Below are 18,957 nucleotides of genomic sequence, written 5' to 3'. Positions count from 1 at the left end.
TCGGGGGATAGCCGCACTGGGTCGCCCGATCGGGCGTGTCTAGCATCGGGTGATGCCCCTCGCCCGCCGCCTGCTTCCGAACGGAACGCTGGACCTCATGCGGCAGATCGTCCTGTTCTGCGGCGCCTACTGGCTGTACCGGCTGGCGCGCGGGATGGTGTACGACCAGACGGTCTCCGCCTTCGACCACGCTCAGGACGTCATCCATCTCGAGCGGTCGACCCACGTGTTCGTCGAGCACTCGGTCCAGGCGTGGGCGGTCGGCACCGGGTTCCTCGACGACCTCGCGAGCTGGATGTACCTGAACTCGCACTTCGTCGTGACGACGTGCACGCTCGCGTTCATCTACCTGTTCCGCAACGAGCACTTCTACTTCGTGCGCAACATGTTCATGGTCGCGATGGGACTCGCGCTGGTCGGCTACGTCGCCTTCCCGACCGCGCCGCCGCGGATGTTCCCCGAGCTGGGCTTCATCGACTCGGTCGCGGACTTCACGGGCGTCTCGGAGTCCTCGGTCAACGCGCTCTTCAACCCGTTCGCCGCGGTCCCGTCGATGCACGTGTGCTTCGCGCTGATGCTGAGCGTGCCGATGATCAGGATGGTGCGCCACGCGTGGGCGAAGGGGCTCTGGATCGCCTACGCGCCGGTCGTCACGTTCGTCGTCGTCGCGACCGGCAACCACTGGATCTTCGACGCGGTCAGCGGCGCGGGCGTGGCCGCGGTGTCCGCGCTGGCGGCGCAGACGCTGTTCGCCCGCGCGCGCCCACAAGCGTGGGCATGGGAGCCCGCGCTCGCGGGTCCCGCACGCGCCGGGTAGGCTCTCCGCCCGAGCATGAGCCGCCCGACGACCGCGCGCGACTACCAGCAGCACTTCCGCAATCGCCTGATCGAGTCGCGGCTGACGCCCAACGCGATCTCGCTGACGGGCTTCGCCCTGTGCGTGGTCGCCGCCGCTCTGGTCTACAAGGAGTGGTGGCTGGCGGGCGGCATCGCGTTCATCGTCGGCTCGGTCTGCGACACGCTCGACGGGCGCTACTCGCGCATGTCGGGCAAGGGCACGCCGTTCGGCGCGTTCCTGGACTCGACGCTGGACCGGATCGAGGAGGGCGTCGTGCTCGCCGCAGTCGGCGTCCACTTCTCGCGCCAGGGCGACGACCTCGCCGCCGGCGCCGTGGTGATCGCCGTCGTGGCGTCGCTGATGGTGTCCTACACACGCGCCCGCGCCGAGGCGCTCGGGGTGGAGTGCAAGGTGGGGATCGCCGACCGGGCGGTCCGGGTGGTCATCCTCTCGGCGGGCCTCGTCTTCGCCCAGTTCTGGGACGATGCCATCACGGTCGCCGTCTATGTACTCGGCGCGATGGCCGTGATTACGGTGCTCCAGCGGATCTTCCACGTTCGCAAAGAGCTCACGCGACCTGTAACTGACCCGGCCTAGCCGGGTTCCTTCGGGCGACGTTCCTACTTGGAGGCAAGCTTCTCTTGACGACGCACATCGGTCACGAGCCGTCCGCGAACGGCGGCGGCCGCTACCAGAACGACAAGGTCCGCGTGGCGATCATCGGCGCGGGCAACTGCGCGAACGCCTTCGTCCAGGGCGTCCACCACTACCGCGACGCCGACCCCACGGTGCGCGTCCCGGGCCTCATGCACGTGGACCTCGGCGGCTACCACGTCCGCGACATCGAGTTCTCGGCCGCCTTCGACATCGACTCCGAGAAGGTCGGCAAGGACCTCTCCGAGGCCATCTGGTCGGGCCAGAACAACACGATCAAGTTCACGGACGACATCCCGCACATGGACGTGCCGGTCCAGCGCGGCATGACCCACGACGGCCTCGGCAAGTACCTGTCTCAGAAGATCACGAAGGCGCCAGGCTCCACCGTCGACATCGTCGAGGTGCTCAAGGAGACCAAGACCGACGTCGTGGTCTCCTATCTGCCGGTCGGCTCCGAGCAGGCCACGAAGTGGTACGTCGAGCAGATCCTCGAGGCCGGCTGCGCCTTCGTGAACTGCATCCCGGTCTTCATCGCCCGCGAGACGTACTGGGACAACCGCTTCCAGAAGGCCGGCCTGCCGATCGTCGGCGACGACATCAAGTCGCAGGTCGGCGCGACGATCGTCCACCGCTCGCTCGCCCGCCTGTTCGGCGACCGCGGCGTCAAGCTCGCACGCACGTCGCAGCTCAACGTCGGCGGCAACATGGACTTCTACAACATGCTCGAGCGCGAGCGGCTGGAGTCCAAGAAGATCTCCAAGACCAACGCGGTCACGTCGATCGTCGAGGACGAGATGGCCCCGGACGACGTCCACGTCGGCCCGTCGGACTACGTGCCGTGGCTGACCGACCGCAAGTGGGCCCACATCCGCCTCGAGGGCGAGGCGTTCGGCGGCGTGCCGCTGACCGCCGAGCTCAAGCTCGAGGTGTGGGACTCGCCGAACTCGGCGGGCATCGTCATCGACGCCGTGCGCTGCTGCAAGCTCGCGCTCAACCACGGCATCGGCGGCCAGCTCGACGGCCCGAGCTCCTACCTCATGAAATCCCCGCAGAACCAGCGCCCGGACGACCAGGCGCGCGAGGACACCGAGGAGTTCATCCGCACGCACGCGCGGACCGAGAAGGCCGCCCGCGCCGCGCGCAAGGGCGCCGGCAAGGACACCGTCGAGGACGCGGAGAAGGTCTCCAAGTAGCGACTGAGGGGGAGCGCCGGCGCTCCCCCTCGTTATGCTGCTCCGCGGTGCCGGAGCGGTTCGCCATCGCCCAGGTCGCGCCTCGTGCGCTGGAGGACGAGCACGACGTGGGCACGTTCGCCGCCGAGCTGTCGCGCGAGCTGGCCGGGCGCGGGCACCGCGTGCTGCTGCTCGCGCCCTCGCGGTCGCCTGAGCTGGTGCGCGAGTCGCGCAAGCTGATCCGGGCGGCGCGGGAGCGGCCCGAGGCGCTGTTCGACCCCGGCGGGGGCGTCCGCGTGCTCGGCGTCGGCGAGCTGCTGCCGGTGCACCGGCGGGGCGTCGCGCCGTCGCCGCCGGTCGACATCGCGCGCACGATCGAGGACGTGCTGACGGTCGCCAAGCTCGACTTCGTGCATGTACACGAGCCGTGGGCGCCGAGCGCCGGCTCCGTCGCCCTGCGGCACTCGCGCGCGCTCAACGTCGGCTCGTTCCACGCGCCGGAGGAGCGCGTGCTCTCCACGCAGGTCGCGCGGCGCTTCGTGGAGCTGTTCTTCGGCCGGCTCGACGCGCGCACCGCCAGCTACCAGGCGACGGCTGACCTGCTGCAACGCTTCTTCCCGTCCCCGTATGAGCTGCTGCGCCCGGGCGTGACGCCGACCGAGCGCGCGCCGCGGCCCGATGGCGCGCCGATCCGGATCGTCTTCTCCGACCGCGAGGAGCGCGCCGCGCTGCGGCTGTTCCTGCGCGCGCTGCGCCGCCTGCCGGAGGCGCTGCCGTGGGAGGCCGTCGTCGTCTCGGCGACCGGCGCCGTCCCGACGCTGCGCTCGAGCCTGCGCGAGCGCGTGCGGGTGGCCGGCGACGAGGCGGGCGAGCTCGCGCAAGCCGACGTCGTGGTGACCGCGTCGCTCGGCCAGGTCACCGCCCCGGGCGTGCTCGTGCGCGCGCTGGGCGCCGGAGCGGTTCCCGTCGCGGCGCGGCTGCCGGTGTACGAGGAGGTGCTCGAGCACGGCGACCTCGGGCTGCTGTTCGAGCCCGCCGACGTCGACGTGCTGGCGGCCCAGCTGGAGCGCGTGGTCGCCGATGCCGCGCTGCGCGAGCAGCTGGCCCGGGGAGCCGAGGCCGCGCGGACCCGGCTCGCGTGGTCGCGCGTCGCCGACGAGGCGGAGGCGATCTACGCGGGCCTCGCCGCCCTGCGCCACGGCACCAACGGCCGGCCCGACATCCGCGCGCGGGTGGGCAAGAAGAAGCTGATCGACGTCGACCTGCACATGCACACCGACCACTCGAACGACTGCGCGACGCCGGTCGAGGTGCTGCTCGCCACCGCCCGCGAGGTCGGGCTCGGCGCGATCGCGGTGACCGACCACAACGAGATCTCCGGCGCGCTCGACGCGCGCGCCAAGGCGGCCGAGTTCGGCGTCAAGGTGATCGTCGCCGAGGAGGTCAAGACCGCCGATCAGGGCGAGGTGATCGGCCTCTTCATCGAGGAGAAGATCCCGCGCGGCATGACGCTCGCGGAGACGATCGCCGAGATCCGCCGCCAGGGCGGGCTCGTCTACGTCCCGCACCCGTTCGATCGCATGCACGCGGTCCCGGACTACGAGCACATGCTCGCGGTGGTCGGCGACATCGACGCGATCGAGGTCTTCAACCCGCGCATCGCGATCCCCGCCTTCAACGAGGAGGCCGTCCGCTTCGCGGCCAAGTACCGCATCGTCGGCGGCGCCGGCTCGGACGCGCACGTCGCGCGGGGGCTCGGCTCGGTCCGCATCCGCATGCGCGACTTCGACGGGCCGGACGAGTTCCTCGAATCGCTGCGCGACGCGGACATCACCGGCACGCCCTCCTCCCTGCGCTACGCCCACGTCCAGGCCCTCAAGTTCCTCCAGACACGCGCCACGCCACCCGCCGCCCGCCGTGCGACCCGCCGGCGCAAGGTCGCGCGCGCGGTCGCCGGCCGCGGCGGGAGTTGAGTTGCAGGGGCAAGGAGAACCCGGCCGTGGGGTGAACCCGATGGGCGGAATGCCCGCGACCGACGACGAGATCCGCGAGAAGTACCTCGAGCGCGCGATCCGAGAGCTCAATCACTTCACCCGCGACCTGCAGGGCTGCAACAGCTGCCCACGCGGGAACCTGATGCCGGTCCTCGGCTCCGGGCACCCGCAGGCGGACGTGCTGCTGCTCAAGCACGCGCCGACGCCCGCCGAGGTCGAGGAGGGCGTCGCGTTCTACGGGCGCGCCGGGACCGCGCTGATGAAGTCGCTCAAGCGGCTCGACATCGATCCCCTTGTGGTCTACGGCACGCTGTGCGTGAAGTGCCCGGTGGCCGACTCCTCGCTGGCGGCGCCGGAGTGCGTGGCGCGGCTGGTCGAGGAGATCGCGATCGTGCAGCCGAAGATCGTGGTGGTGATGGGGCCGGAGGCGCTCGACGTGCTCAACGAGCTGCAGCTGCCGCTCGCGCGCGAGGTGCGCGAGGAATACGGCATGATCCAGCACCTGACGCCGTCGGTCGACGCGCTCTACGTGCCCGACATCGACCGCTCGCTCGACGAGGAGTCCGCCAAGCGCGAGTTCTGGCGCGCGTTCCGGGTGCTCGGGGAGTGGTGGTCTGAGTTTCCGCCTTATTGACACGTCGCCGGAACGGAGCAAGGCCGGTCGGACCCGGCGCGCGACGCCGCGCCCGCGGCGGCCGGCGAAGTGGAGGCGAAACCTAGATCTCCAAAACGACCTTCCCCAGCTTCTTCCCCGCCTTGAACCGGTCGTAGGCGGCCGGGGCCTCGTCGAGCGGATACGACGCGGCGACCGGCACGATCAGGTCGCCGGACGCGAACCCGGGCAACACCATCTTCTCCATCAGCCGCGCGGTGATCGCCTTCTCCTCGATCGGCCGCGAGCGCAGCGTCGACCCGCGCAGGACGGCGCGCTTGTGCATCAGCATGCGCAGGTCGATGTCGCTCACCGCGCCGGCGCCGACGCCGATCACGACGATGCGGCCGCCGGTCGCGAGCGCCTCGAGGTTGCCGGTCAGGTTCTGGGCGCCGACGAGCTCGAGGATCACGTCGAACGGGCCGTAGTCCGCGAAGCCCTCGGGGTCGATCGCCTGCACGCCGAGCGCCGCGACCTGCGTGCGGCACTGCTCGTTGCGGACCGTCGCCGTCACGCGCGCGCCGGTCATCACGCCGAGCTGCACCGCCGCCATGCCGACGCCGCCGGCGGCGCCGTGGACGAGCAGCCGCTCGCCGACCGCCAGACCCGCCTGCGTGAAGAGCGCGTCGTGGGCGGTCGTGAAGACCTCCGGGACGCCGCCCGCCGCGGTCCAGTCGAGCTCCTCCGGCACCGGCATCGCCGTGCGCTCGTGGATCACCGCCAGCTCCGCCTGGCCGCCTCCGGCCACGATCCCCATCACGCGGTCGCCGGGCTCGAAGCGCCCGACGCGGCGCCCGCAGGAGACGACCTCGCCGGCCAGCTCGAGGCCGGGGATGTCGGCGGGCGCGCCCGGCGGCGGCGGGTAGTGGCCGGCGACCTGGAGCAGGTCGGCGCCGTTGAGTCCGGCGGCATGGACACGGACCAGCAGCTGTCCGTCCTGTGGTTCTGGATCGGGGTGCTCGACGACCTCGATCCGGCCGTCGCGGATGGTGGCGGCTCGCATATCGGCGATCGTACCCCCCGATCGATTGTGGTGGCCGCCACAGAATCAGGGTATTAACTGGACGTGGCCGTCCGGCTCCCCTTCATCCCTCCGATCTGGCGCGAGAGCCTCGCCGGCGTCGAGGCGGCGGCGCTCCTGCGCAGCTCGATCTGGCGCGGCGCGGGCATGGTCTGGGGGAACGATCGCCCGGTGCTCCTGATCCCCGGGTTCCTCGCCGGCGACGGTTCGCTCCGGACGATGGCGCACTGGCTTCGCGCCAACGGCTACCGCACCCATCGGGCGGGAATACGGATCAACGTCGACTGCTCGGCCGAGGCGTGCACGCGGCTCGAGGAGCGGCTCGAGCGGTTCGCGCATCAGACGGGACAGCCGGTGACGATCATCGGCCAGAGCCGCGGCGGCACGTTCGCCCGCGCGCTCGCGGCGCGGCGGCCCGAGCTCGTCGCCGGCATCGTCACGCTCGGCGCCCCGACGGTGTCGCAGCTGCGGATCCACCCGCTCGTCCTCGTCAACGTGGGCCTGGTCGGCGCGCTCGGCAGCGTCCGCGTCCCCGGCATGCTCCGCTGGAGCTGCCTGCGCGGCGAGTGCTGCCGGGAGTTCCGCGCGAACCTCATCGGCGACGTCGAGGTCCCGTACACCGCGCTCTACTCGCGCACCGACGGGATCGTCGACTGGCGCTCCTGCCTGGACCCCGCCGCCGACCTCATCGAGGTCCGCGCCTCGCACCTCGGCATGGGCCTCAACGCGGAGGTCTACGCGGAGATCGCCCACGCGCTCGCGCGCCTGGCGGCGCCCGAGCCGGGCGTGAGCGATCTCGCGCAGGCGGCCTAGCCCTTCTTCTTCTTCTTCGCCTTCACGGCGCGCAGCGTGAGCGTGCGCCTCGCGGTCTTCGAGACCTTGTTGCCGGCGGCGTCGGCCGCCGTCACGACGACCTTCGCCGACACCTTCGCCCCGGCGTACTTCTTGGCGATCGACTTCGGCACCTTGATCGCCACCGGCACGGCCTGACCGGGCGTCAGGACCTGGGCGTTCGTGACCGGGAGCTTGATCACGACCTTCTTGGGCTTCTTCTTCGGCTTCGCCGACGCGTGCGCCTTCTTCTTGCGCGGCGTGATCGTGAACGTGCTCGCGGTCGTGACGTTGACCGGCGAGTCGCAGTTGACGGTCACCACGAGCGGCTTGCCCGCGCCGCCGCCGCCGGGACGGTCGCCGGTCACCTTGACCGTGCACGCGGGCGGGATGTTGTCGATGAACGTGGCCAGCGTGGAGGCCTGCGGCTCGTTGTCCTGACGCGCCCCGTCGCCGTTGAGGTCGACGAACGCCACGATCGTGTCCGCGCCCGCGTTGGTGCCGGGATCGGTGATCACGGCATTGCCGGCGGCGTCGATCGTCGCGGCGCTCGAGAGCGGGTTGGCGCCGGTGATCGAGAACCGCAGCGGCTTGCCGGTGAACGGCTGCCCCGACGTGTCCTTGGCGGTGGCGATGAACGCGATCGGCGTCCGCTGGGGGGCGCCGGCGTTGGTCTTGTCGAACTGCAGCGCGGCGGGCAGCGCGCTGCGGACGACCAGCGAGTACGTCTTCGTCGCGTTCGGCGCCAGCGCGTCGCCGGTGAGCGTGTCGTCCCACTCGACGCCGCCCGCGTTGTCCGTCGGCTGGCCCTCGACCGTATCGTCGAACGTCGGCGAGGTGCTCGCCCCGGCGACCTCGATCTTGTCGTCCCAGACGTCCGGTATCGCGACGTTGCCGCCGTACTCGAGCGCCTGGTAATGCGTCCACGCCGGCGCCGACGGAACCTCGACGAACCCGCCGGAGCGGCCGGTGTCGGCGTTCGTGCCGCCGATGAAGCGCGGCGGCCCTTGCGTGAAGACGCCGGTGCCGCGGTCGGAGCCCTCGAAGTAGAAGTCGGCCGCGGCGAGCGCCTTGTAGCGCAACGGCGACCCGGAGATGTTCTTGACGTCCCAGCGGACGGTGAACTCCTGGGCGCCGTTGACGTACGACGTGGTCTGCGTGATGCGCGCGGCAGCCGGGACGTCGTACACGGTGACCTGCTTGAACGGCGCGTCAGGCGTTCCCGCGCCCGTCGCCGCCGACTTGGAGAACGTGGTGTACGGCGTCAGCGGCGGCGCGTCCGGGCCCGCGGCGCCGTCGAACCCGAACACCTTCGTGGCGAGCGACAGCGGCTGAGTACCGGGGAAGGCGAGGAAGAACCCCGCATCGCCGAGCTGCGAGCTCGGCCTGTAGAAGAACCCTGAGGCCTCGCCTGCGCGGAAGGCCTGCAACTGGCCGTGGTCTCCGACGTGCACGGTGAGCGGGGTCCCGGCGATCGTGCTCACCTCGTCGGCGCTCGCGGGCGCCGCCGTCATCGCCGTCGCGGCGAGCGCGGCGACGAGCATCCTGCGGAACATTCAACCTCCCTGTCGTGCGTCGGTCCGACCCTTTACGTCGCGCACACGGGCGGGGTTACACTCGGATCCATGCCCAGGCACGAACCTTCCGGGCGGCAGGACGCCGGCGAGCCGCCCGGCGCGAAGGTGAAGATGCGGCTCGACGCCAAGGGCCGCTGGGTCGCGGTCCACCCGCCGCGGCAGACGACGCCGGAGACCGAGGCGGCCGAGCGCCCGCCGCTCGGCGACGATCCGCGGCCGGCCGCCTTCCGCAACATCCCGCCCTTCGGCGGCGCGGGCTGAGCGCTACTCGTCGCGCTCGGGGTTGCGGACGCCGTCGGGGCCAGCCTCGAAGAGGGCGACCGCCTCGATGTGCGGCGTCTGCGGGAACATGTCGACCGGGCGGACCTTGACGAGCCCGTACCCGGCCTCGACCAGCTGCGCCGCGTTCGGCGCGAGCGTCGTCGGGTTGCAGGAGACGTAGACGATCCGCCTGGGCGCCGCCTCGACGATGCGGCGGACGATCTTCGCCGAGAGACCCGCGCGCGGCGGATCGATCACCGCGACGTCGGGCTTGCCGGTGCGCTCGACCAGCTCGCGCATCGTCAGCCGGATGTCGCCCGCGAAGAAGCGCGCGTTGTCGATCTCGTTGATGCGCGCGTTGGCGATCGCGTCCGCGACCGCCGGCTCGACGAGCTCGACGCCGATCACCTCGCGCGCCCGCGACGCGAGCGAGAGGCCGATCGTGCCGATGCCGCAGTAGAGGTCGAAGACGCGCTCGTGCCCGCGCAGCGCCACATACTCGCGCGCGACGGCGTAGAGCTGCTCCGCCATCTCCGTGTTGGTCTGGAAGAAGGCCTCGGGCGAGATCAGGAAGTCCAGGTCGCCGATGCGCTCGGGCAGCTGCGGCGCGCCGGACAGCAGCGTCGTCTCGCCGCCGGTCGTCGACTCGCCGAGGTCGGCCGTCTGGGTCCACCACAGACCGTCGCCGTCGACGGCGGCGACGAACGCGTCGACGTCGAGCTTGCCCGGCGAGGTGATCAGCCGCACCTGCGTCGCCCCCGTGCGGCGCCCCTCGCGTACCACGAGGTTGCGCAGGAAGCCGCGCTGGTCGCGCCGGTCCCAGGCGCTCAGGCCCTGCGCGCGGCAGAACGCCAGCACCTGCTCGCGCAGCGCGTTGCCCTTCTCCGACGCGAGCTTGCAGTCGGTCATCGAGACGATGTCGTTCCAGCGCCCGGGGGCGTGGAAGCCGAGCACGAGCTCGCCGTCCTCCCCGGTCCCGAACGAGTACTCGAGCTTGTTGCGGTAGCGCCACTGCTCGGCGGCCGGGACGATCGGCTCGAGCTCGAACCCGTCGAGCCTGCCGATCCGCCGCAGGGCGTCCTCGACCTGCTCGGCCTTGACCGCGAGCTGGCGCTCGTAGGGCAGGACCTGCCACGGCGCGCCCGGGTGGTCGGCGACCTCCGGCACGCGATCCGGCGACGGCTCGACGATCTCGATCGCCCGCGCCTCCGCGTACGCGCGCTTGGCCTTGCCGACGACGGCCCGCACCCGATCACCCGGCACCGCTCCCGCGACGAACACGACGTAGCCGTCGCGGCGCGCGACGCCGTTGCCGCCGTGGGCGAGGGAATCGATCGTGAGCTCGAGGACGTCGCCTCGGGACGGGCGCTGTGCGGTCACGGACATGCGATGTGTGAGGATGACAGGGTGTCGATCGACCACCCAGAGGAGCTCGCCGCCCTGCAGGCCGCCGGCCGCGCGGTGGCCGAGGCGATCCGCGAGATGAGCCGCCGGGTGCGGCCCGGCGTCACCACGAAGGAGCTCGACGACGTCGCCGCGCGCGTCTTCGCCTCGCACGGCGCCCGCTCGGGCCCGCAGCTCGACTACGACTTCCCGGGAACCGCCTGCATCTCGGTCGACGACGAGGCCGTGCATGGCATCCCCGGCCCGCGCCGGCTGCGCGACGGCCAGCTCGTCAAGCTCGACGTCACCGCCGAGCTCGCCGGCTACTACGCCGACGCGTGCCGCACGGTGCCGGTCGGCCGCGTGCGCGGCCGCGAGCAGCGCCTCGCCGCGGCCGCGCAGTCCGCGCTGCGACGCGGGCTCGAGGCCGCGACGGCCGGCGCGAGCATCGGCGCGATCGGCGCCGCGGTGGAGACGGAGGTCACCCGGCGCGGCTTCAGCGTCTGCGCCGACCTCCAGGGCCACGGCATCGGGCGCCGGATCCACGAGGAGCCGGACGTCCCGAACGTCGCGTGGGACGGCCCTCCGCTCACGGACGGGCTCGTGATCACGGTCGAGCCGATCATCGCCGCGGGCCTGGGCGACGTCTACATGGACGAGGACGGCTGGACCGTCAGGACCGAGGACGGCTCACCGTCGGCGCACGCCGAGCACACGATCGTCGTCACCCAGGGCGCGCCGATCCTGGTCACGGCGTGAGTCGTTGCTCGAGTGCCGAGAGCACGGTCTTGCGGTTCGCGTTGCGCCGCTCGTAGTCGCGCACGCGGCGCGCGTCGTCAGGATCCAGACCTTTCACCTGGGTCACGACCTCGGCCGCCGTCAGGTCGTCGTAGCCGCTGATCGGGAGCGTGTCCTCCTCCTCCGGCCCGCGACGCCCCCGCAGCAGCTCGGCCAGCAGCTCCGTTGCGTCGTCGCGCGTCATGCGCCCTCGCCGGACCGCGGCGTCGAGCGTGTCCTTCAGCCAGTCGATCGGGATGACCGCGAGCTCGGCGGGGTTCTTCAACGACGGCATGGCCGCGCTGACCTACCCGCGCTCCGCGGCGGCGGAAACGAGCAGCTCGAGCAGCGCCTTCTGGGCGTGGCGGCGGTTCTCGGCCTGGTCCCAGATGCGCTGGCGGTCGCCGTAGAGGACCGCCTCGGTGATCTCCTCGCCGGGATGCGCGGGAAGGCAGTGCAGCGCAAAGGCGCCGGGGGCGGCGCGGTCGAGCAGCGCGTCGTCGATGCGGTACGGCGCGAGGGCCGCGCGCCGCGCCGCGGCCGAGGACTCGTCGTCGCTCATCGAGACCCAGACGTCGGTGTAGACGGCATCCGCGCCGGCGACCGCCTCCGCCGGATCGTCGGTGAGAACCGCTCCCCAGCCGTCTTCGAGCTGGTAGCCGGCGGGCGCCGCGACGCGCACCTCCATCCCCGCGAGGCCGCCGAGCACCGCGAGCGAGCGGGCGACGTTGTTGCCGTCGCCGACGTAGGCGAGCACGCGCCCCTCGAGCTCCCCGTAGGCCTCGCGCAGCGTCTCCAGGTCGGCGATCGCCTGGCACGGGTGGTGCAGCGGCGAGAGCATGTTCACGACCGGCACCGTCGCGTGCGCCGCGAGCTCCTCCAGCTCCTCTTCGCTGCCGGTCCGCAGGCCGATCGCCGCCACGTGGCGCGAGAGCACCAGCGCAGTGTCGCGCACCGACTCGCCGCGCGTGATCTGCAGCTCCTCCCCGCGCAGGACCATCGGGTGGCCGCCGAGCTCGAACACGCCGGTCTCGAACGACGTGCGCGTGCGCGTGGACGGCTTCTGGAAGAGCAGCGCGACGGCGCGCCCGTCGAGCACCCGCGAGGACAGCGGCGCCGCCTTCAGCGCCGCGGCGCGGTCGAGCAGCGAGGCGAGCGCGGCGGCGTCGAGCTCGGCGCCGGTGAGGAAGTGGAGGGGAGTCTCGAGTGCGGGCATTGACCTGGAACCTCTACCACGGTCGTAGCCCGAGCTCCGTGGGACGCTCGCTGCTGAACGAGTACGCCGGTGCGCTCGCGAGCTGGGACTGGGACGTCGCGCTGCTCCAGGAGGTGCCGCCGTGGTGGCCGCCGCGGCTCGCGGGCGCGGCGGGCGCGCAGGCGCGCTGGGTGCTCACGTCGCGCAACGGGCTTATCGGCGCCCGGCGCGCGATCTCGTCCCGCAACCCGGATCTCCTGCGGGCCAACGGCGGCGGCGCGAACGTGATCCTCGTGCGCGGGGCGCCGGTGCTCGAGCACCGCTCGGTGCTGCTCACGCGCATCCCCGAGCGGCGCTTCGCGCATGGCGTGCGCCTGCGGGAGGGGTGGGTCGTCAACGTGCACGCCTCGACGCCGGACGGCAGCGCGGACAGTCTGCGCGCGCTGGCCGCCGCGCTCACGTGGGCGGGCGGCATGCCGCTGCTGTTCGGCGGCGACCTCAACGTCAAGCGGCCGGCGCTGCCCGGGATGGTGCGGATCGCCGGCAACCACGTCGACCATCTCTTCACCGAGGGCCGCCGCGGCCGCGATGCGACGGTGCTCGAGCGCGGGCCGCTGTCGGACCATCCTCCGGTCGCCGTGACGATCTACGTGTCCGGGCACTAGCCGCGCAGGCCGAAGCCGCGCAGCAGCAGCAGCGCGCGCTCCCCGGCGGTGCCGTGCTTGGGCAGCGCTCCGAGCTGCATCCCGGCGCCATAGACGTCGAAGAAGGCGCGCACGCGCAGCAGGCGCTCGTCGCGCAGCTCGGCGTAGACGATGGCGTGGACCGAGAGCTCGCGGTGCGTCGGCGCGATCCGCCCGAGCCGCCCCTCGTGCGTGCCGAGCACGCGGCACGGCGCGCAGGCGAACGCTCCGTCGGCGACGCGCGCGCCGGTCGAGTTCACTCGCGCGTCCGGGAACGCCTCCCACAGCCCGCGCGCGTGGCGGCCGAGCGCGTCGGTGCCCACCAGCGGGTCCTCGGTCAGCGGGTCCTCGTAGTGGACATCGGGGTCGCAGAGCGACTCGAACGCGCGCGCGTCACGCCCTGACCAGGCGCGATCCCAGGCGTCGAAGAGGGCGTCCACGTCCATGGACGCTCATGATGGCCTGCTCGATCGACGGTTGCCTGCCGGAGTCGCGTCGGGTTAGGGTCGGCAACAAGTGCTGCGCCGCGTCCTCATTGCGTTGTTTCTCGCCACCACCGCGATTCTCGTCGCCGTTTCCCCCGCCCGCGCGGACGGCGCCATCTACATCGTCACGGGCACGGGCGATGCGGGAGGGGCCTGCCGCCCGTATCCGAACATCCCCGGCGCGTTCGCGTGCGACACACTGCGCGTCGCGGTGGCCGCCGCGACGGCGAATCCTGGCGCCGACGTCGTCGGGCTCGCGACGAGCGGAACCTTCACGTTGACGCAGGGTCCGCTGTCGCTCGACCAGGACATCTCCCTCGTCGGCCCGAACGCGCGCACCGCGACGATCCAGGGCAACGGAGCCTCGCGCGTGTTCACCGTGAGCCCCGGTGTCACCGCTGGGATCTCGGGCGTCACCGTCGCCGGCGGGCGCGCCGGCCCGGGCGACGGCGGGAACATCCTCAACGGAGGCGCGCTCGTGCTCACGAACGCCCGGGTGACCGGCGGCATCGCCGCCAACGGCGGGGGCGTCGCGAACACGGGAACGTTCTACGCCGCCGGGGTCCTCATCGACGGCAACAGCGCGACGGCGCAGGGTGGCGCGATCTTCAATGCCGGCGGCGCGGCGTCCGCGCTCACGGCGCTCAGCGAGTCGACGATCTTCAACAACACCGCCGGGACGGCGGGCGGGATCAGCTCGGCGGGCAACCCGTCCAACCAGGTGTTCCTGACGCACGTGACGATGGGGTACAACACGAGCGGTCAGGCGCCGGGCGGGATCTCGATCGCTGCCGGTGGCGGAACGTGGTCCTCGTACGGCTCGCTGCTAGTCGGCAACCAGGCCAACCGCGTGCCGGGATCGAACTGCGACTTCGCGGCGACCACCGACAGCACCGGACTGGAGGACGGCGCGGCGTGCGGAATCACTCCGAACGTCATCGATACCGGGCTCGTGTCGTTCCTGAGCAACGACGGCGGACAAACCGACATCCTTGCGATCCCGAGCAGCGGGCCGGCCAAGGGCACGAGCAACCCATGCAACAGCTCGGCCGATCAGCGCAACGCGCCGCGCTCGGCGGGCGGCGCCTGCGACATGGGCGCCTACGAGCAGGGTGCCGTCGCTCCGCCGGTGACGGGGTTCGAGATCCCGACGACGACGCAGCCGCCGCCTCCGCCGCCGCCTCCCCCGCCTCCGCCGCCGGTGGCGACGCCGGAGCCCCAGAAGTCGGTGGCGGGGCAGGTCGTCGAGGGCAAGATCCTCGTGAAGAAGCCCGGCAGCAAGACGTTCGTCGCGCTCGATCCGGGCCAGCCGATCCCGGTCGGGTCGACGGTCGACGCGACGCAGGGCACGATCTCGGTCACCGCGCTGTTGAAGAAGGGCGGCAAGCCCGACAAGGCCAACTTCTTCGACGGGATCTTCAAGATCTCCCAATCGAAGACGACGACTGACCTCACCCTCAATCAGGCCCTGGCCGCATGCAAGAAGGGCAAGGCGAGCGCCGCGGCCAAGAAGCCGAAGTCGCGCAAGCTGTGGGGCGAGGGGTCCGGCTCGTTCCGCACCCGCGGCCAGTACAGCTCGGCCACCGTCCGCGGCACGAAGTGGCTCGTGCAGGACTCGTGCGCGGGCACGCTCACGAAGGTGTCCCGGGGCGCGGTGACGGTGCGCGACAACGTCAAGCGCAAGACGGTCGTCCTGCGCGCCGGAAAGCAGTATCTCGCGCGGCCGCGGAAGTAGCGCAACCACGCCGCTTCCGCGGTGTTCACGCTTGCCATGCAGGGATGCAAACGAGCCGTCGGGCTTGCGGTCGCCGCCGCCATTTTGATCGCCGCGCCGGCGCGCGCGGCCGTCTTCACCGTCACCACCGAAGCCGATACGACGCCGAATCCCATGGCGGCGTGCGTCCCCGGCTCGTGCTCACTCAGGCAGGCGATCGAGGCGGCGGACGCGAGCGGCGGCCCGGACCAGATCACCGTGCCGGCCGGGACGTACACGATCAGCAACGCCCCGCTTTCGGTGACCTCTTCCGAAGGCGTCTCGATCTCGGGCGCCGGCGCCGCGTCGACGGTCGTCTCCGGTGGAGGTGCGATGCAAGTCCTGTCAGTCAGCGGTGGGTCGGCGACGATCTCCGGCCTCACGCTCAGCGACGGCGTGCAGAGCGACGGGCCAGGCGGGAACGTCCTCGTCAGCAACCCCGGCACGCTCACGCTCGACCACGCTCGCGTGACCCGCGGCCGCGCCCTCTCGGGCGGCGGGATCGCGGCCTCCAGCGCGGCCGCCCTCACGGTCTCCTCGAGCCTGATCGACAACAACACGGCGGTCGACGCCGGCGGCGGGATCTGGGTCTCCGACGACGGCCTGGGCACGGCCACCACCCTCCAGGACACGACGATCGCGTTCAACACCGCGCGAGAGGGCGGCGGGCTCGACGTGCAGTCGAACGGCTCGACGACGCTTCGCGCGCTCACGATCGCCTACAACCCGGGCGACGGCGTCTACCTCCGCGCTCCTGGCCCGTCGATCGCCGGCTCGATTCTCGCGGGGAACACGCCGCTCAACTGCGCCGGCGTGGCGCCTCCGGCCGACGGCGGCGGCAACGTCGAGTCCGGCAGCGAGTGCGGGCTCGCCGGGCACCAGAACACCGATCCGCAGCTTGCGACGGCCTTGACGGACGCCGGCGAGCAGACACAGGTGCTGCCGATCGCGCCGACGAGCCCCGCCGTGGACATCGTCTCGCCGTGCCTGTCGAGCACCGACCAGCGCGACATCGCCCGCCCGCAGGGCGCCGCCTGCGACGCCGGCGCGTTCGAGCTCGTCCCGGCCGTCCAGCCGCCTCCCACGCCCACGCCAACGGCGACGCCGACCCCGACGCCGACGCCGACGCCGTCACCTGAGCCGCAGAAGGCGGTCACCGGACACGTCGTGGACGGCCGGATCTTCGTTCGCAAGCCGGGCAGCAGCCAGTTCGTCGCGCTCGACCCGACCAAGCCCATCCCGGTCGGCTCGGTCATCGACTCCAAGCAGGGCGAGATCAGGATCACCGCCCTGCTCAAGAAGGGCGGCAAGCCGCAGACCGCGACGTTCTACGACGGCATCTTCAAGCTCACGCAGAGCAAGAAGACGACCGACCTCACGCTCAGCGAGGCGCTGGCGAAGTGCGGCAAGGGTGCGCGGACCGCGGCGAAGAAGCCGAAGTCGCGCAAGCTCTGGGGCAACGGCTCCGGCTCGTTCCGCACGCGCGGGCAGTACAGCTCCGCGACGGTCCGCGGGACGAAATGGCTCGTCCAGGACACGTGCGCCGGCACGCTCACGCGCGTCGCCAAGGGCGTCGTGTCCGTGCGCGACGACGTGCGCCATAAGACGCTCATCCTGCGCGCCCACAAGCGATACCTGGCGCGCCCGCGCTGAACGCAGTCCCGCGGCACCTGTCTCTTCCATGACGTAGGTGCCGCGGAAATCCTGGGCCGGCCCCGCCGCCGCGCGGAACCCTGCGTATGCGGGCGCGGAGCCGCAGGTTCGTCGCGCTTGACCCGAATAGGCCGATTCCACTTGGATCGATGCCTGACGCCATCAAGCGCGTGGTAGACCTCGCCGCGATCGTCAGGAAGGGCGGCACCGTGCAGCAGGCGCAGTTCTCCGAGGGCATCCTCACGGTCTCTCCGACCACGAGCACGACGGACCTCACGCCGCTCGCGCCGCACGCCGGCGGAACGTGCCTCGCGAAGCCGAGGCGCTGATGAGGCGGCTCCTGACGGCGATCGTGGCTGTGCTGGCGCTCGCCGCGCCCTCGACTGCCGCCGCGGCCCCGCCCGTCGTGACGTTCACGGCGCAGCCGCCCGCGCTCGGGACCCAGACCGCGTTCGGCTTCGCGTTCACCGCCGATGACGCCGCGGCGACGTTCACGTGCGCTCTCGACTCGGGAGCCGCGGCCGCATGCGTTTCGCCCCATCCCGTCTCCGGTCTCGCCGACGGCCCCCACACCTTCACCGTCGTGGCGACCAACGCGGGGATGGAGACCGGCACCGTCACGAGCAGCTTCACCGTCGACACGCAGCCGCCCGGAGCGCCGACCGTCACCGTGCCCGCCAACAACGCGTTGCTCGGTGCGTCGCCGATCACCTTCAGCGGCAACGCAAGCGAGGCCGGCACCGTCACGATCTCGGAGGGTGCCACGTCGGTTGCCACCGCGACGCCGGCGGCGGCCGGTCCATGGTCCACCGCTCCAGTCGCCGTCGCCGAGGGGGTGCACACCTATGCCGTGACGCTCACCGACGCCGCCGGCAACGTCTCTGCGCCCACCTCGCTGACCGTCACGGTGGACCTCACCGCGCCGGCGGCGCCCACGATCAGATTCCCCGTCGACGGCGCCGCGCAACGCTCCACGACGGTGGAGTTCTCGGGGAGCACCGAGGCGAATGCGACGGTGACGGTGCTCGACGGCGGCGTGGCGAAGAGCAGCAAGTCCGCCGACGGCGCGGGCAACTGGACGCTGACGATCGCCAACGTCTCGCCCGGCGAGCACACCTACACCTCGACCGCGACCGACGCCGCCAAGCACGTGAGCGCCGAGTCGGCGCGCCACGTCCTGACCGTGGCGCCCAACGCGCCGAACCCGCCCGTCATCACCGGCGGCCCCGACGGCTTCAGCATCGTCTCGGACCCGGGGACGACGCTCGACTGCCGCCTCGACACCCCGTCGGGCCAGGGCGCGTTCGGGCCGTGCCCGCTCAGCTACCCGGGACTGGCGCCGGGCGACTACATGCTCGTCGCGAGAGCGACGGACGCCGCGGGGAACGCCAGCACGGCGGCGCTCCCGTTCACCGTCGGGGGCGGTCCGCCCACGCAGAACCCAGCGCCGCCGCCCACCGTCTCGGCCAGTCCGATGCCGCCGGCCACGCCCACCGCGGTCGCTTCGTACGGCAAGACGGTCGTGCTGCGGCCGTCGAGCGGCCGGACGCTTATCCGCCGCCCCCGCTCCCCGCGGTTCGAGGAGCTGCGGGCGAAGACCGCGGTCCCGGTGGGGACGGTCGTCGACACCAGGAAGGGGATCGTCGTCCTCACCGCCGCGCCCGCCACCGGAACGAAGACGGAGTCCGCGAAGTTCTCCGGCGGCGTGTTCACCGTGACGCAGTCCTCGGGCGCGACGCAGCTCGCGCTGAGCGAGAAGCTGCGCTGCGGGCGGACACGCAAGCTGACGGGCGACGGCGCAGGATCGTTCCGGATCCGCGGCCGCTACGGCGACGCGACCGGCCGGGGCGCCAAGTGGATCGTCCAGGACTCGTGCAAGAGCACGGTCGTGCGCGTGACCCGCGGCGTCGTCGCGTTCCGCAACCTCCGCGCGCACAAGACCGTGCTTGTGCGCGCAGGCCGGCAGGCCACCGCTCAGCGCTAGCAGCCGTTGCTCATCCGCGCCGGGTCTGGTTAGGTCCTCGC

19 protein-coding genes are annotated in these 18,957 nt (G+C 72.0%); 13 read left to right on the top strand and 6 right to left on the bottom strand.

Features of this window, described 5'->3' with window-relative positions:
* Nucleotides 1-52 precede the first annotated feature (52 nt).
* From H958_RS0102290 to H958_RS0102270, 5 genes are read left to right on the top strand one after another with little or no spacing between them, the layout of a single operon-like run.
* A complete protein-coding gene (locus H958_RS0102290; protein WP_028057476.1) occupies nt 53-817 on the top strand; it encodes a phosphatase PAP2 family protein in 765 nt (254 codons plus the stop codon).
* Between the two features lie 15 nt (nt 818-832).
* Nucleotides 833-1,435 carry a CDP-alcohol phosphatidyltransferase family protein gene (locus H958_RS34390; RefSeq protein WP_051323708.1) on the top strand — a complete coding sequence of 201 codons (603 nt, stop codon included), beginning with the start codon at nt 833-835 and terminating at the stop codon, nt 1,433-1,435.
* 56 nt (nt 1,436-1,491) lie between these two features.
* Complete coding sequence (locus H958_RS0102280) at nt 1,492-2,688, top strand: inositol-3-phosphate synthase (RefSeq protein ID WP_051323775.1); 1,197 nt, start codon at nt 1,492-1,494, stop codon at nt 2,686-2,688.
* Nucleotides 2,689-2,735: 47 nt separating this feature from the next.
* A complete protein-coding gene (locus H958_RS42625; RefSeq protein WP_028057474.1) occupies nt 2,736-4,640 on the top strand; it encodes a glycosyltransferase in 1,905 nt (634 codons plus the stop codon).
* Nucleotides 4,641-4,689: 49 nt separating this feature from the next.
* A complete protein-coding gene (locus H958_RS0102270; protein WP_051323774.1) occupies nt 4,690-5,295 on the top strand; it encodes a uracil-DNA glycosylase family protein in 606 nt (201 codons plus the stop codon).
* Between the two features lie 82 nt (nt 5,296-5,377).
* Here H958_RS0102270 and H958_RS0102265 read toward each other — a convergent pair whose 3' ends face one another.
* Nucleotides 5,378-6,316 carry an alcohol dehydrogenase catalytic domain-containing protein gene (locus H958_RS0102265; RefSeq protein WP_028057472.1) on the bottom strand — a complete coding sequence of 313 codons (939 nt, stop codon included), beginning with the start codon at nt 6,314-6,316 and terminating at the stop codon, nt 5,378-5,380.
* 63 nt (nt 6,317-6,379) lie between these two features.
* Here H958_RS0102265 and H958_RS34380 point away from each other — a divergent pair, with 63 nt between their 5' ends.
* Nucleotides 6,380-7,147, top strand: a complete 768-nt coding sequence (locus H958_RS34380) for an alpha/beta fold hydrolase (RefSeq protein WP_051323707.1) — start codon at nt 6,380-6,382, stop codon at nt 7,145-7,147.
* Here H958_RS34380 and H958_RS0102255 read toward each other — a convergent pair.
* Nucleotides 7,144-8,721, bottom strand: a complete 1,578-nt coding sequence (locus tag H958_RS0102255; protein ID WP_028057471.1) for an Ig-like domain-containing protein — start codon at nt 8,719-8,721, stop codon at nt 7,144-7,146. The genes H958_RS34380 and H958_RS0102255 overlap by 4 nt on opposite strands.
* A 69-nt stretch (nt 8,722-8,790) precedes the next feature.
* Between H958_RS0102255 and H958_RS0102250 the strand changes: the two genes are divergently transcribed.
* The gene (locus tag H958_RS0102250; protein WP_028057470.1) at nt 8,791-9,003 is read left to right on the top strand and encodes a hypothetical protein; all 213 of its coding nucleotides are present in this window, start codon (nt 8,791-8,793) and stop codon (nt 9,001-9,003) included.
* A 3-nt stretch (nt 9,004-9,006) separates the two neighbouring features.
* Here the strand turns inward: H958_RS0102250 and rlmD are convergent, their stop codons facing one another.
* Complete coding sequence (gene rlmD / locus H958_RS34375; RefSeq protein WP_051323706.1) at nt 9,007-10,389, bottom strand: 23S rRNA (uracil(1939)-C(5))-methyltransferase RlmD; 1,383 nt, start codon at nt 10,387-10,389, stop codon at nt 9,007-9,009.
* A 21-nt stretch (nt 10,390-10,410) separates the two neighbouring features.
* Between rlmD and map the strand changes: the two genes are divergently transcribed.
* The gene (map, locus tag H958_RS0102240) at nt 10,411-11,145 is read left to right on the top strand and encodes a type I methionyl aminopeptidase (RefSeq protein ID WP_028057469.1); all 735 of its coding nucleotides are present in this window, start codon (nt 10,411-10,413) and stop codon (nt 11,143-11,145) included.
* On the opposite strand, the gene H958_RS0102235 is transcribed toward map, so the two are convergent.
* Both H958_RS0102235 and argF read right to left on the bottom strand, forming a co-directional pair.
* Nucleotides 11,135-11,458 carry a hypothetical protein gene (locus H958_RS0102235; protein WP_028057468.1) on the bottom strand — a complete coding sequence of 108 codons (324 nt, stop codon included), beginning with the start codon at nt 11,456-11,458 and terminating at the stop codon, nt 11,135-11,137. The two genes, map and H958_RS0102235, sit on opposite strands and share 11 nt — an antisense overlap.
* 12 nt (nt 11,459-11,470) lie before the next feature.
* Complete coding sequence (argF, locus tag H958_RS0102230) at nt 11,471-12,379, bottom strand: ornithine carbamoyltransferase (RefSeq protein ID WP_028057467.1); 909 nt, start codon at nt 12,377-12,379, stop codon at nt 11,471-11,473.
* Between the two features lie 38 nt (nt 12,380-12,417).
* On the opposite strand from argF, the gene H958_RS0102225 reads away from it, so the two are divergent.
* Nucleotides 12,418-13,023: an endonuclease/exonuclease/phosphatase family protein gene (locus H958_RS0102225; RefSeq protein WP_028057466.1), complete on the top strand. Its 606-nt coding sequence runs from the start codon at nt 12,418-12,420 to the stop codon at nt 13,021-13,023.
* On the opposite strand, the gene H958_RS0102220 is transcribed toward H958_RS0102225, so the two are convergent.
* Entirely contained in the window at nt 13,020-13,487 is a 468-nt protein-coding gene (locus H958_RS0102220) for an ester cyclase (RefSeq protein WP_028057465.1), read from the bottom strand. The genes H958_RS0102225 and H958_RS0102220 overlap by 4 nt on opposite strands.
* Before the next feature lie 70 nt (nt 13,488-13,557).
* On the opposite strand from H958_RS0102220, the gene H958_RS0102215 reads away from it, so the two are divergent.
* The 4 genes from H958_RS0102215 to H958_RS0102200 all read left to right on the top strand — a co-directional run bounded on the left by H958_RS0102215 (nt 13,558) and on the right by H958_RS0102200 (nt 18,916).
* Nucleotides 13,558-15,261 (top strand): choice-of-anchor Q domain-containing protein, encoded by a 1,704-nt coding sequence (locus H958_RS0102215; protein ID WP_028057464.1) that lies wholly within the window; start codon nt 13,558-13,560, stop codon nt 15,259-15,261.
* 21 nt (nt 15,262-15,282) lie between these two features.
* Nucleotides 15,283-16,932, top strand: coding sequence for a right-handed parallel beta-helix repeat-containing protein (locus H958_RS0102210; RefSeq protein ID WP_156027614.1), 1,650 nt, complete (start codon nt 15,283-15,285; stop codon nt 16,930-16,932).
* A 149-nt stretch (nt 16,933-17,081) separates the two neighbouring features.
* Entirely contained in the window at nt 17,082-17,261 is a 180-nt protein-coding gene (locus tag H958_RS0102205) for a hypothetical protein (protein WP_028057462.1), read from the top strand.
* Nucleotides 17,261-18,916 (top strand): Ig-like domain-containing protein, encoded by a 1,656-nt coding sequence (locus tag H958_RS0102200; protein WP_156027612.1) that lies wholly within the window; start codon nt 17,261-17,263, stop codon nt 18,914-18,916. The genes H958_RS0102205 and H958_RS0102200 overlap by 1 nt, the downstream gene beginning before the upstream one ends.
* Nucleotides 18,917-18,957 lie beyond the last annotated feature (41 nt).

This window comes from Candidatus Solirubrobacter pratensis (assembly GCF_000425945.1).
Classification (GTDB): domain Bacteria; phylum Actinomycetota; class Thermoleophilia; order Solirubrobacterales; family Solirubrobacteraceae; genus Solirubrobacter; species Solirubrobacter pratensis.
This window is presented reverse-complemented; position numbering and strand designations above follow the sequence as displayed.